Here is a 12,868-nt window from a genome sequence, read left to right on the forward strand (position 1 = left end):
GCGGGCACCACAACAGCCGAGCTGGAATCGGAGTTCTCCATGTCCCTTCGTCCCACCCTGCGCACCGCGGTCCTCGTTGCCGCCGCCATCGGCGCGGTCCTGCTCCCGTCCGCCGCGGCCGTCGCCGACGGCACTCCGGCAGTGAAGCCGCCGGCCGAGAAGACCGAGAGCCCCACCCCCGCGCCCGAGGGCGCCGAAGCCGGTGCCGCGACGCCGGCCCCCGCCCCCGAGGGAGCGGAACAGTCCGCCACCGCGGCACCGGTCCCCGCCGACTCCGTGCGGCCGGGCACGGTCCCGCGGGGCGGTGTGGCCGCCGGGGAGCTTCCGGCCGGAGACACCGGAAGCGCGAGTGACACCGTTCCTTACGGCTCCGCGGCGGGCATCGCGCTGCTCGCGGGCGCCGGTGTCCTCGTCCTGCGCCGCCGGTCCGCCGCCCAGCGCAACGGCTGATCCGCAGGGGTGGCGCCGCTCCCGGCACAGGGGGCGGCGCCACCCGCTCTCGCTGTTCCCCCTCGCGTTCGCCCACCGCACCGGAGTACCCATGTCCTGCACAACGAAGACGTCGCGACGCACCGCCGTGACCGTGGCGGCGGCCTGCCTGCTGCTGGCCCCCGTCACCGGTTGCGGCGCTACCGATACGCCTGACCCCTCCGTCAAGGTGGCCACACACGCCCCCGGGACCCGGGACGAACCCAAGGCACCGGCTCCGACGCGGCTGGTGGTCCCGTCGCTCGGCATAGACACCGCACTGTTGCGGTTGGGACTCAACGAGGACGGCACGGTCGAGGTCCCGCCCGCGGAGAAGGGCATGACGGCCGGCTGGTACGCGGGCGGGGCCGTCCCCGGCGAGCCCGGCGCCGCCGTGCTCATCGGACACAACGACACCCGGTTCGGCGAGGCCGTCTTCCACGACCTGCACCGCATCACCAAGGGCGCGGACATCGCCGTCTCCGACGGGAGCGGCGAGGAAGCCCATTTCACGGTCACCGGCACCGAGAGCGTGAGCAAGAAGGCCTTCCCCACCCAGAAGGTCTACGGTGCCACCGGCGAGCGTGTTCTCCGCCTCATCACGTGCGACGGAGCCTTCGACGCCGAGGGCCACCCAGTGGACAACCTGATCGTCTACGCGGCACTGCGCTGACGGGAAACCGCTTCTGATGGGCGTGGGCCGGCAGCGCGGTCTGGGCCAGCGGGATGGTCAGTGCGGCGCCGCATCCGGCACACGCGAAAACGAACACATGTCCTCCGCCAGTGAATCGGAGGGCATCGTCGCAGCTCCGCGGGCGGGCAGGGCAGCGCTTCTCCGTCCGTTCGTTCAGGCCGCGCACCGCCGTGGCCGGAAGCCTCACGCACCCCACGGTGCCGAGTCGCACCGTCGGCAGGCACGCCCGGCGAATCACGGAACGGGCGTGTCCGTTCCGCCCCGGGGGAGGGCGTGCTCCGCACGGGTGACAGCGACGAGCGCCAGGTCGTCGGTCAGGACCCCGCCGGTATGACGGTGGACCGCCTGGGCGAGCTTCTCCACGACGGCCGGCGGCCCCTGGTGCCAGGACTGCCGCAGTTCCCTGTCCGGTGTGTAGAAGTGTCCGTCGGCGTCACGGGCCTCGAGAAGGCCGTCCGTGCACAGCAGGAGCAGATGTCCGGGGCCGAAGGGGCGGGCCTCGTCGGTCCACGGGCCGGTGTCGAGCTCACCGAGCCCCAGAGGCAGCCCCGGGTGCTCCGGTTCCCAGGCGAGAAGGGTGCTCCCGTCCACGAGGTAGGCCGGACAGTGGCCCCGGTTGATGAGGCGGACCTCCGTGCCGTCGTCCGGGATCTGCGCGATGGCAGCCGTGATGAAGTGCTCACTGCTCGCGGTGGCGCCACCGCCCACCGCCGCGGTCTCCCGGGTGTGACGGGTCACCGCCTCGTCGAGGTGGCGGGCCAGCTCGGGCAGGGTGGGAGTGTGGTGGGCGGCCTCGTGGAAGCTTCCCACGAGTGCGGCGACGCTCGGAATGGCGTTCAACCCCTTGCCGCGCACGTCACCGATGAGCAGGCGCACGCCGTACGGGGTGTGCTCCGCCGCGTAGAGGTCTCCTCCGACAGCGGCAGCGGCGGAGGCGGCTTCGTAGCGCACCGCGATCCAGGTGTCCCCCCACCAGGCCCGTACGGGCGGCAGGACGGCGCGCTGGGCGCTCTCCGCCACCCGCTCGGCGCCCTGGAGCCGGCGTCGCAGGGAGAGCCGCAGCCGGCACAGGGGCACGGACGCCCAGGCGAGGACCACCATGGCGACGTAGTCGACCACCGCGTGACGGCCGTCGGACGACAGATGACTCGCGAACAGCAGGACCAGCCCGGCGAGACTGTTGAGGACGGCCACCCCGACGACGGCACGGAGCGAGTACACACACGCCGCCATCATCGAGCTGAGGATCAGGAACACGTCCCCGCTGAACTCCCCCGGCCAGGGCAGGTCGACCGCCAGTGCGAGAACCACCAGGGCCAGCGGTGCGAGCCGCGTCCACCACGGGAGGAGGTCGCTCTCGTCCTGCGGCACGTGCGAGACCAGCCCCGTCGTGGTGCGGTTCGGGCTCACTGCATCGCCTCCGGTGCGGCGGGCGGGCCTCGGCCGGACAGGCTCCGCGTCCTCTACCGACCTTGGAGCCGGAAGCCCCGCCCCGCACGCGGAAGCGGCCCCCGGCGAGCGGGCCGGCGGCGTCGGAGGCGTACTCCGTCCGGGTTCTCCGGCGTGCGGACATCGGGTCACCCGGCACGTCGCACCCGCGTTCCGGTGGGGACGCGGGGGTGCGTGGCGGGCGGGCGCCATGAACGCCGAGGTGCGCCGCACCCCTTGACGGGCACACATGTGCGGGCCAAGAATGATCGCGCAGTGCGCATGACAACGTTGTCTACGTTTTTCGAGAGGCGCTCATCCCATGAGATGGACCCACTGGATTCGCGGCGCGGGGGCGGCGGCCGCCACGGCAGCCCTCCTCGGCGGGGCCGTCGCCGCACCCGCCGCGGCGGACGGAGGGGGCCACGCCGAGCGCGGTCGTCTCACCGATCTCGTCAACCCGTTCATCGGAACCGAGAACGAGGGCAACACCTATCCGGGCGCCGCGGTGCCGTTCGGCATGGTCCAGTTCTCGCCCGACACCGGCCACAACACCGGCTACGACTACTCCGAGACCCACATCCGGGGCTTCTCCACCGTTCACATATCCGGCGTGGGCTGCGGCCTCGGCGGAGACCTCCCGGTGCTTCCGACCACCGGTGACATCACGTCGACGGACAACGCCACGTACGCGGCCGAATTCAGCCACGACGACGAGAAGGCGAGCCCCGGCACCTACGAGGTCGGCCTCAAGACGGGCATCAAGGCCGAGCTGAGCGCCACCGAGCGCACCGGTGTGCAGCGCTACACCTTCCCCGCCACGGACAAGGCCAACGTCCTCATCAACGCGGGCCAGTCGCTGCACAAGACCGTGAACACCGACGTCGAGATCATCGACGACCGGACCGTGCGTACGGCCATCACCGGCAGCGGCTTCTGCCAGGACACCAAGCCGTACACGGTGTACACGATCACCCGCTTCGACCGGCCCTTCACGACTTCCGGTACCTGGAAGGGAGACGCGGTCACCGAGGGCTCGAAGTCCTCGTCGGCGGCCTCCGAGCGCAACGGCGCCTTCCTGCGCTTCGACACCACGAAGGACCGCACCGTCGAGGCGACGACCGCGATCTCGTACGTGGACGCGAAGGGCGCGGCCCTCAACCTCCGCGCCGAGGGCGGCCGTTCGTACGACCGTGTCGCCCGCGCCGCACAGGCGGCGTGGGAGGACCGGCTCGACGACGTCGAGGCGAAGGGCGGCAGCGAGACCCTGCGCCGGACCTTCTACTCGTCCCTCTACCGCTCGTTCCTCGCGCCGAACATCGGCAGCGACGTCGACGGCCGCTACACCGGCTGGGACCAGAAGATCCACCGGGCCAAGGGCTTCACCTACTACCAGAACTGGTCGCTCTGGGACACCTACCGGACCCAGGCCCAGCTCCTGTCACTCCTCGCACCCCACGAGTCCCGTGACATGGCGATCTCCGTCCTCAAGATCGACCAGGACAGCGGCTGGCTGCCCAAGTGGGGCTACGGCACGGTCGAGACGAACATCATGACCGGCGACCCCGTCACGCCGTTCCTCACCAACGCCTACCAGCAGGGCCTCCTCAAGGGATACGAGGAGCAGGCCTACCGGGCTCTGAAGAAGAACGCCGACGGTGTGCCCCCGGCCGACTCCGCCCCCGTGGGCCGTGAGGCCAACAAGGAGTACCTCGCCGACGGCTTCGCGCCGTACATCAAGGGTCGCGCCCATGTGAAGCCGGGCGACTCCGACTACGACCACGGCGCCTCCGCGACCCTGGAGTACGCGCTCTCCGACGCGATGCTCGGACAGATGGCGAAGGAACTGGGGCACAAGGACGACGCCGCCCGGTACGCGGAGCGTGCCCAGAACTACCGGAAGATCTTCGACAGCTCGACCGGCTTCTTCCGCGCACGGGACGTGAACGGCGACTTCACCGGCCCCGTCGACCCGGCCCAGAGCGAGGGCTTCCACGAGGGCACGTCCTGGCAGTACCAGTGGCTCGTCCCGCAGGACCTGCCCGGCATGGTGTCCCTGATCGGCGGCACCCGGTCCGCCAACGAACGCCTCGACTCGTTCTTCGCCTACGAGCAGCTGCTCCAGGACCCGGCGAAGACCGCCCGCGAGGTGTGGGTGAACGGGCCGTACGAGTACTACAACGCGGACAAGTACAACCCGCAGAACGAGCCCGACCTGATCGCCCCCTACACCTACCTCTCCACGGGGCAGCCCTGGAAGACGACGGACGTGGTGCACGCCGCGCTCACCCTCTTCACCGATGCTCCCACCGGCATGACGGGCAACGACGACCTGGGCACGATGTCCGCCTGGAACGTCCTGTCCTCGATCGGGATCTTCCCGGTCCAGCCGGGCACGGACACCTGGGGCCTCTCGACCCCGGTCTTCGAGCGGGTGGACCTCACCCTGGACCGGCGGTACTACCCCGAGGGGAAGCTGACCGTGAAGGCTCAGGGCACCTCCGACTCGGCGCGCTACATCCGGTCCGCGAAGACGGACGGGAAGGCGTACGGGAAGACCTACCTCACCACCGAGGACATCCGAGGCACGCGTGACCTGACCTTCGAGGTCGGCTCGGAGCCCTCGACGTGGGGCACCTCGGCGGACGCGGCACCGCCCGCCCTGAAGTAGGGCACTGCTCCCTTCCGCGCACACCGGAGGACCCGCCCCTCGACGAGGGGCGGGTCCTCTCTCCTGTGCCGGCCGTGACGGGACTCAGCCGTTGAACCGGTCGGGGTCGAGTCCGGTGCGCTCGTCGCGGTTCAGGGAGTTGATCTCGCCGATGTCCCCCTCGGTGAGCTCGAAGTCGAAGAGGTCGAAGTTCTCCTCGATGCGCCGCTGCGTCACCGACTTGGGGAACACGATGTCCCCGCGCTGCAGGTGCCAGCGCAGGGTGACCTGCGCCGTCGACCTGCCGACCCGCTCCGCGATCCGGGTGAGCGTCGGATCGTCGAGCACCTTGCCCTGGGCGATCGGTGACCAGGCCTCGGTGGCGATGCCGTGCTCGGCGCCGAAGGACCTCACGGCGTCCTGGGTGAGATACGGGTGTACCTCGATCTGGTTGACGGCGGGCACCACCACACTGCTGTCCAGCAGGCGGCGCAGGTGGTGCGGCTGGAAGTTGGAGACCCCGATCGCCTTGACGCGGCCCGAGCGGTAGATCTCCTCCAGCGCCTTCCAGGTCTCGACGAAGTCGCCCCTGTCGGGCAGCGGCCAGTGGATGAGGAAGAGGTCCAGGTAGTCCAGCCGCACCTTCTCCATGGTGCCCTCGAACGCCTGGAGGGCGTCGTCGTACGCATGGGCGCCGTTGTCCAGCTTGCTGGTGACGAAGACGTCCGCCCGGTCGAGGCCGGAGTCCAGGACCGCCTGGCCGACCTCCTTCTCGTTGCCGTACATCTGCGCCGTGTCGATGTGCCGGTAGCCGGCCTTCAGGGCAGCCAGCGTGGTCTCGCGGGTGTCCTCCGGAGGGATCTGGAAGGTCCCGAAGCCGAGCTGCGGGATCTCCACACCGTTGTTGAGCGTGAGGGCGGGTACTGAGGGCACGAAACGACTCCTTACGTCGGTGTGTCGGGTGGTGGGGATTCGGTGTTCCGGCGCCGGAGGACGGGCATGCCGCCGGACTCCGGCCCCGGAACGCGGCTCGCGGTTCGGAGCTCAGCCGGCGATGCCGTGCAGCTCGTGGTTGACCCGGACCATGCCGGTCTCCACGCGCTCGGCCACGCGCCGGGCCCGCTCCGCGTCCGCGCAGCGCTCGATCGAGGGGAACTCCGCGAGTGTCCCTCCCGTGGCGGGGTTGACGGTGGCGAAGGCGCTCCTGCGCTGATCCGACATGAAGACTCCAGAACGACGTGTGAGGTGACAGGGCACGACGCGCGGTGGCGACAGGCGGGGTCGTGCGGCGGAGTGCTGGATTCCGCCCTCTCTGCGGGGTACCCGACATCAATCGGGGCAAACAGGCCGATACGCCTCAATGGCTGCACATGTGCGAGTCGTGTGCGAACCCGCACTCTCCGCAAGGTCTCACAGGTGGCGAAGTGCCTGCCCCTGGGGGGCGTACGTCGAGGAGTCCGGAATCAGCGCCCCCAAGGCGCGTGTCCGTCCTGCCCCTCGACGAAACCCTGAGCCGGGGTACGCCGGGCCCAGACCTGTTGGAGGGCCCGGTGGTCGAGCACCGTGATGTCTTCCCGGGCCACGGCTTCCCGGGCCTCCGGCGAGGTGAGGAACGCGTGGTCCGTGTGCCGCACCTGCCAGCCGCTGTCGAGGGCCCGCGCCTCCGGGGTGCCGAGCCCGGGATGGACGGCCCACTCGCTGAGCCCGGCCGGCAGGTCGCGCAGCAGCCGGTCGTACCGGGCCGGCTTGTCCTCGGTCCCGAGGGAGAAACTGTCCAGGAAGGCGTGGTCGATGACGGGCAGACCTCGCCGGCGCATCGCGCTCAGGCCGGGCTCCAGCCAGACGCGTACGGCGAGGCCGTACTCCGCGGCCAGCCCCACGGTGAGGTCGAGGATGTCGTCTCGTCCCCCGTCCGCCAGGCAGTGGAAATCCAGGTGTGTCGGGGAGAGCCCCGCGTCGGCCACGGCGTCGATCTGTGCGCGGAACTCGGTCTCGACCTCGTCGGTCCGGGCCCGGCCGAGCAGCGCGGCCCGCCCGACGGGGGTCGGCTCGAAGAACTCGCCGGAGGGGTCCAGCAAAGAGGGCACCTTCTCCCTCGCGGTCAGGGGACCCCAGGGGAAGCTGGGCGTCTCGCAGACGAGGGTCAGGTGGATCCCGAACGGAATCCCGGGCCTCCGACGGAGCAGCCGCATGGCGTCCGCTGCCGCCGGACACACGGTCATGAGGCTGCAGGACGCGGCGATCCCCTCCTCGATCGACTCGATCACCGCGGCGTTGACAGCGGGGTACATCCCGAAGTCGTCGCAGTTGACGAGGAGGAGGCGGGCATCGGGCGGGAACCCCGGGATGCCGTGCGAGGGCGAGGGCGAGGTCAGGGCTGAGGCTTCGCCGGCTTGTCCATCCATGCCCGCAGTCTGGGCCTCTCCCCGGCGATCGCGCACGCGCATTCCCGTGCCCGGCGGCTCCGGCGCTGGGCGTGGGCCGCGTCGTGGCGAGGGCGTGGACCGGTAAGGAGTGATCAGTGGGGGTGGCCCCGTCGGACAACCGTAAACCGCCGGTCTACGGTTTCCGAATGACGACTCAGCTCCGGTTGGAACCGGTCACCACCGCCAACATCGACACGGCGATCGGCCTGAAGGTCCGCCCCGACCAGGAGCACTTGGTCGCTCCGGTCGTGAAATCCCTTGCCGAGGCGTACGTGTACCCGGACATCGCCTGGCCCCGTCTCCTCTTCGACGGAGACCGGGCCGTCGGCTTCCTCATGGCCTTCCATGACATCGACTTCGCGGGCGACGGCACGGGCACCGACATCCGCTCGGGCCTGTGGCGGCTCAACATCGCAGCCGGCGAACAGGGCCGGGGCTACGGCCGCTTCGCGGTCGAGGCCGTGGCCGCCGAGATCCGCCGCCGCGGCGGCACCCGCCTGACCACGACCTGGCACCCGGGCGAGGACGGCCCCGAGGGCTTCTACCTGGGACTCGGATTCCGGCCGACGGGGGAGACGAGCGGGGACCAGACGGTGGGGGAGCTGGAGCTGCGCTGACGGCTGTCCCGTACGGAGCTGGGGGCTGTCCCGCAGGAGACCGGCCGGTGGGCCGGCCTCCGGAGCGGAGTCCGGACGGCAGGGTGGTCCGCTCATCTCCCGATCGGCGACGTCACCGGAACCACGGTGGCGGGGCCGGGGCGGCTCGGCGTACGAGACGAGGTTCTCTTCTCGCCACGCGACGTGCCGAGCTGGATCTGCTGGAAGGGGAGCTGGTCGAGCAGGTCGATGTGCGGGTCGAGCGTGAATCCGACCAAGTACATAAGCTGTGAATATAAAATTGCTATGCTTCGAACATGAGTCGTCAAGACACCACGCCTGGCGCGTCCGCCGCCATCGGGGCAGCCCTCTACGGCCTGGCCACCAGGGCCGTGAGACGCCTGCCCCGGGACATGAGCCTGACGTCCGCCGCCACCCTGGCCACCCTGGACCGGACCGGCCCACGGCGCATCACCGATCTGGCCGCGATCGAGGGTGTCACCCAGCCCGCGATGACCGCCCTGGTCAGGGTGATGGAGGAGTCCGGCCTGGTCGAGCGGCGGGGCGACGCGTCCGACAAGCGGGTCACGCTGGTGTGCCTGACCGAGGCCGGCGCCTCCTACGTCCGGACGCGGCGCCAGGCGGGCGTCCACGCGTTCGAGCGGTTGATCGGCGAGCTCACCGGCGACGAGGTCGAGGCGCTGGTGGCGGCCCTTCCGGCGCTGAAGCATCTGGCAGAGCTCGAGAGCCAGGACCGCGAAGGGCCGAAGCGGTCACCGGGCGGCCGGTCGGCGGGGTCGCGGTGAAGACGTTCCCCGTGGCGAGTTCCGAGGCGCGGACGCTGGTCCCCACCCTGATATTCGTCGCTCTCGTCGTGGCGGCGGTAGCCAGCCTGGGGACGCCGCTCATCACCAGCGTGGCGACGTCGTTCCATGTCTCGCTCGGCAGCGCGCAGTGGACGCTGACCGTCGCGCTGCTCAGCGGTGCCGTCGCCACGCCGGTCCTCGGCCGGCTCGGAGCCGGCCCGCACCGGCGGGCCACGATCCTCGCGACGCTGGCGGTCGTCGTCGCCGGCGGCGCGCTCACCGTGCTGCCGCTGCCGTTCGCGTGGCTGCTGGCCGGCCGGGCGGCCCAGGGCGTCGGGCTCGGTCTGACGGCGCTGATGATGGGCGTGGCCCGGGACCACCTCCCGGACGAGCGCAGCACGTCCGTGATCGCCCTGATCTCGGTGGTCTCGATCATCGGGGCCGGCGTCGGCTACCCGCTGGCCGCACTGCTCGCCGAGCTCGGCGGGGTGCGGGCCGCCTACGGCCTCGGCCTGGTCGTCACCACCGCCGCCCTCCTAGCCGCGTGGCGCTCCATGCCCGAAGCCCCCGAAGGCCGCTCCGCCCACGTGGACGTGGCGGGCGCGGTCGTCCTGGCCGCTGCGCTGTTCCTGGTGCTGTTCCTCGCCGGCGAACGGATTCTGTGGAGCCGTCACCTCGCCGTGGCGGTGGGCCTCGCCGTCGTCGCGGTGGTGCTGCTCTGCGTCTGGGCCGTCATGGAACTGCGCAGCACGACGCCCCTGGTCGACGTGCGGGCGGTGCGGCACCCGGCGGTCGCCGGGGCGAACCTCGCCATGTTCGTCGGCGGGATCGGCATGTACCTCCTGCTCACGCTCATCACCCGGTACGCGCAGACGCCGCACGGCGCCGGCTACGGCTTCGGGCTGACGACCTTCGTCGCCGGGCTGGTCCTCATCCCGTTCTCGGTGCTGGGGTTCGTCGCCGGCAAGCTCACGCCGCGGGTCCGGACGCATGTCGCCGGCCCTCTGCTCCTGGCCGGCAGCGCCGTCGTGGTCGGCGGCGGGTTCGTCCTGTTCGCGGCGGCCCGGTCGGACCTGGCCGAACTGTTCGTGGCGATGGGCGTGCTCGGCTTCGGCGTAGGGGGCTTCTCGGCCGCGATGCCCGGCGTCATCCTGGCCGTCACCCCCAAGAGTGAGACGTCGAGTGCCATGAGCTTCAACTACGTCGTCCGCAGCGTCGGGTACTCCCTGGGCAGCGCCATCGGCGGCCTGATCCTCGCCGCGGGCACCGGCCCCGGCCACCTCTTCCCCGACGACAGCGCCTACACCACCGCGGCGCTGGTCGGTATCGGCGCCGTGGCGATCACGACGCTGACGAGCCTCGCTCTCGCCCGCCGACGCTCGTCCGAGACCGGTCCGTAAGTCGGATGCACTCATCCTCACACCGGAGGTTCCATGCCCAAGGGCTACTGGGTCAGCGCCTACCGCACCATTGCAGACCCTGAGAAGCTGGCTGCCTACAACGAGCTGGCTGCTCCGGCCGTCAAGGCCGGGGGCGGTCGGATCCTCGTCCGTGGCGGTCGGGCCGTGGCGCATGACGCCGGAATCGCCGAGCGCACCGTCCTGGTCGAGTTCGACAGCTTCGAGCAGGCCGTCGCGGCGTACGGGAGTGCGGCCTACCAGGAGGCGCTGGCAGCCCTCTCCGACGGCGTCGAGCGCGACTTCCGCATCGTCGAAGGCATCGGCTGACCGAGGCCCGGTCGGGTCGGATGTTCACCGACGATCCACCATCGTGGCTTTCGCCGGCGTGGCGGGGTTCGTGGGTGCTCGTGCTGGTCTCGGGCCGCTGTGGTACACGTCCTGACGACGCGTCGGGGGATTCGTACGTGCTCGATTCCGGACGACCCAGAGCTCTTGCGCGGCAAGGCCTCAGCGTCCTCTCAGCTGTGTCGGGGGCCGTTGTCGAGCGGTGCGAGTCGGCCGAAACGCCGGTGCGTGAAACGCCTGAGGAGTACGGGGTTTTCGGCGGCGGAGTCTCCGTGGCCTGGGGTGAGTTGAAGCGCTTCGATCCGACGCGCCTCGTCGCTGTCGATCCGGCGGGTCCAACTCCGCCTGAGTCTCTTCCTGCACGTGGGGGCCTCAACTCCAGCAGGCCTATTGACACTCCCGCACCCCGGTGCCATCGTCGAAGCGCTTCAACGATCATGACCGCGGGACCCGGTCCTGGCTCCCCGAACTCTGAGGACAGAGCATGGTGTTCTTCGACAATCCCGTGATCCCCGGCTTCAGTCCGGACCCCAGCATCTGCCGCGTGGGGGAGGACTACTACGTCGCCACCTCCAGCTTCGAGTACGTCCCCGGGGTGCCGCTGTGGCACAGCCGGGACCTCGTCAACTGGAGGCTGATCGGCCACGCCCTGGACCGGCCGTCGCAGTTGTCACTGCCCGACACGGCCCCGTCCTCGTGCGGGGTGTACGCCCCCACGCTGCGGCACCATGACGGCCGCTTCTGGATGATCACGACGGTCGTGGCCGGCGAGGGCAACATCCTGGTGACCGCCGACGATCCCGCCGGCCCGTGGTCGGACCCCGTGCCGGTCGGTATCCCCGGCATCGATCCCGATCTGGCCTGGGACGACGAGGGGACCTGCTGGTGCGTGTACTCCCACGACGGGATCCGCGCCGTGCGCATCGAACCGGAGACGGGCGTCGTACTCGGTGAGCCGGTGGAGATGTGGTCGGGGAGCGGCCTGCAGTACCCCGAGGGCCCGCACCTCTACAGGATCGACGACTGGTGGTACCTGCTGCTGTCGGAGGGCGGGACGGAGCGCGGGCACGCGATGTCGGTGGCCAGGGCGCGCACACTCACCGGCCCCTTCGAGCCGCACCCGGACAATCCCGTCCTGTCGCACCGCAGCACCGGTCACCCGGTGCAGAACACGGGCCACGGCGATCTGGTGCGGGCGCACGACGGCACGTGGTGGATGGTGCTGCTCGGTACCCGGCCGCGCGGTGACACCCCGAAGTTCCACGGCATGGGCCGGGAGACGTTCCTGGTGCCGGTGCGGTGGGAGGACGAGTGGCCGCTGCCGGGCCCGCTGGAGCTCCGCGCCCCGGCGCCGGGACTGGATCCGCACCCCTGGCCCGCGGAGCCGGACCGCGACGACTTCGACACCCCGGTGCTCGCCCCGTGCTGGGTCTCGCTGCGGCGGCACGACCCGGTGGCCGTACGCCTGGACGAGCGGCCGGGTCACCTGGTGCTGCACGCCCGCGCGGACGCGATGGACAAGCCCGGCGTGCTGTTCGTGGGGCGGCGGCAGTCGGAACCCGACTGCGCCGCGCGGACGCGGGTCGACGTCGGCGAGGACGGCCGGGGCGGCATCGCCGTACGGCTGGACGAGGCGCATCACTACCAGGTGGAGACGGAGGGCGGCCTGGTGCGCGCCGTCGCCCGCATCGGCCCGCTGCGCCGGACGCTGGCCGAACGGTCCGTGGAGCCGGGCCCCGTGACACTGCGGATCGACGTGACCACCACGGACGTCCTGCCGCCCACCGTCACCGTACGACCCGGGGATGCCGACACCGCGGCGCTGTCCGGGCTCCGTACCGGGGGGCCCGACACCCTCCGCCTGGGGTACGAGACCGGTGACGGAGCCTTCGAGGTCCTCGCCGAACTCGACGGCCGTTACCTCACCACGGAGGTCGCCGGTGGCTTCACCGGCCGTGTCATCGGCATGTACGCGACTCGGGGGGCCGCGGCCTTCGACTGGTTCGAGCTGCGGCCGGCCTGACGGAGCCGTGCGGGTCCCCGGCCACCGCACCG

13 protein-coding genes are annotated in these 12,868 nt (G+C 71.1%); 8 read left to right on the plus strand and 5 right to left on the minus strand.

Going from position 1 to position 12,868, the window contains the following annotated elements:
* The first annotated feature begins 39 nt into the window (after positions 1 to 39).
* Both OG488_RS36255 and OG488_RS36260 read left to right on the plus strand, forming a co-directional pair.
* Complete coding sequence (locus OG488_RS36255; protein WP_329237202.1) at positions 40 to 450, plus strand: LPXTG cell wall anchor domain-containing protein; 411 nt, start codon at positions 40 to 42, stop codon at positions 448 to 450.
* A 91-nt stretch (positions 451 to 541) separates the two neighbouring features.
* Complete coding sequence (locus OG488_RS36260) at positions 542 to 1,141, plus strand: class F sortase (RefSeq protein ID WP_329237205.1); 600 nt, start codon at positions 542 to 544, stop codon at positions 1,139 to 1,141.
* 255 nt (positions 1,142 to 1,396) lie between these two features.
* Here the strand turns inward: OG488_RS36260 and OG488_RS36265 are convergent, their stop codons facing one another.
* Positions 1,397 to 2,572, minus strand: a complete 1,176-nt coding sequence (locus tag OG488_RS36265; RefSeq protein ID WP_329237208.1) for a PP2C family protein-serine/threonine phosphatase — start codon at positions 2,570 to 2,572, stop codon at positions 1,397 to 1,399.
* A gap of 340 nt (positions 2,573 to 2,912) precedes the next feature.
* Between OG488_RS36265 and OG488_RS36270 the strand changes: the two genes are divergently transcribed.
* Complete coding sequence (locus tag OG488_RS36270; protein WP_329237211.1) at positions 2,913 to 5,261, plus strand: GH92 family glycosyl hydrolase; 2,349 nt, start codon at positions 2,913 to 2,915, stop codon at positions 5,259 to 5,261.
* A gap of 84 nt (positions 5,262 to 5,345) precedes the next feature.
* Here the strand turns inward: OG488_RS36270 and OG488_RS36275 are convergent, their stop codons facing one another.
* The 3 genes from OG488_RS36275 to OG488_RS36285 all read right to left on the minus strand — a co-directional run bounded on the left by OG488_RS36275 (position 5,346) and on the right by OG488_RS36285 (position 7,645).
* Positions 5,346 to 6,173 carry an aldo/keto reductase gene (locus tag OG488_RS36275; RefSeq protein ID WP_329237213.1) on the minus strand — a complete coding sequence of 276 codons (828 nt, stop codon included), beginning with the start codon at positions 6,171 to 6,173 and terminating at the stop codon, positions 5,346 to 5,348.
* A 111-nt stretch (positions 6,174 to 6,284) separates the two neighbouring features.
* Entirely contained in the window at positions 6,285 to 6,461 is a 177-nt protein-coding gene (locus tag OG488_RS36280; RefSeq protein WP_329237215.1) for a hypothetical protein, read from the minus strand.
* A gap of 242 nt (positions 6,462 to 6,703) precedes the next feature.
* Positions 6,704 to 7,645 (minus strand): polysaccharide deacetylase family protein, encoded by a 942-nt coding sequence (locus OG488_RS36285; RefSeq protein ID WP_329237218.1) that lies wholly within the window; start codon positions 7,643 to 7,645, stop codon positions 6,704 to 6,706.
* Between the two features lie 167 nt (positions 7,646 to 7,812).
* Between OG488_RS36285 and OG488_RS36290 the strand changes: the two genes are divergently transcribed.
* Complete coding sequence (locus OG488_RS36290) at positions 7,813 to 8,283, plus strand: GNAT family N-acetyltransferase (RefSeq protein WP_329237221.1); 471 nt, start codon at positions 7,813 to 7,815, stop codon at positions 8,281 to 8,283.
* Positions 8,284 to 8,375: 92 nt separating this feature from the next.
* Here the strand turns inward: OG488_RS36290 and OG488_RS36295 are convergent, their stop codons facing one another.
* A complete protein-coding gene (locus OG488_RS36295) occupies positions 8,376 to 8,546 on the minus strand; it encodes a hypothetical protein (RefSeq protein ID WP_329237224.1) in 171 nt (56 codons plus the stop codon).
* 129 nt (positions 8,547 to 8,675) lie between these two features.
* Here OG488_RS36295 and OG488_RS36300 point away from each other — a divergent pair, with 129 nt between their 5' ends.
* The 4 genes from OG488_RS36300 to OG488_RS36315 all read left to right on the plus strand — a co-directional run bounded on the left by OG488_RS36300 (position 8,676) and on the right by OG488_RS36315 (position 12,836).
* On the plus strand, positions 8,676 to 9,068 hold the full coding sequence (locus OG488_RS36300; RefSeq protein WP_329239264.1) for a MarR family winged helix-turn-helix transcriptional regulator: 393 nt from the start codon (positions 8,676 to 8,678) through the stop codon (positions 9,066 to 9,068).
* Positions 9,069 to 9,079: 11 nt separating this feature from the next.
* Complete coding sequence (locus OG488_RS36305; RefSeq protein ID WP_329237227.1) at positions 9,080 to 10,468, plus strand: MFS transporter; 1,389 nt, start codon at positions 9,080 to 9,082, stop codon at positions 10,466 to 10,468.
* 33 nt (positions 10,469 to 10,501) lie between these two features.
* Positions 10,502 to 10,795 (plus strand): DUF1330 domain-containing protein, encoded by a 294-nt coding sequence (locus tag OG488_RS36310; RefSeq protein ID WP_329237230.1) that lies wholly within the window; start codon positions 10,502 to 10,504, stop codon positions 10,793 to 10,795.
* A 502-nt stretch (positions 10,796 to 11,297) separates the two neighbouring features.
* Positions 11,298 to 12,836, plus strand: a complete 1,539-nt coding sequence (locus OG488_RS36315; protein ID WP_329237233.1) for a glycoside hydrolase family 43 protein — start codon at positions 11,298 to 11,300, stop codon at positions 12,834 to 12,836.
* Positions 12,837 to 12,868 lie beyond the last annotated feature (32 nt).

It is taken from the genome of Streptomyces sp. NBC_01460, assembly GCF_036227405.1.
Taxonomy (GTDB): domain Bacteria; phylum Actinomycetota; class Actinomycetes; order Streptomycetales; family Streptomycetaceae; genus Streptomyces.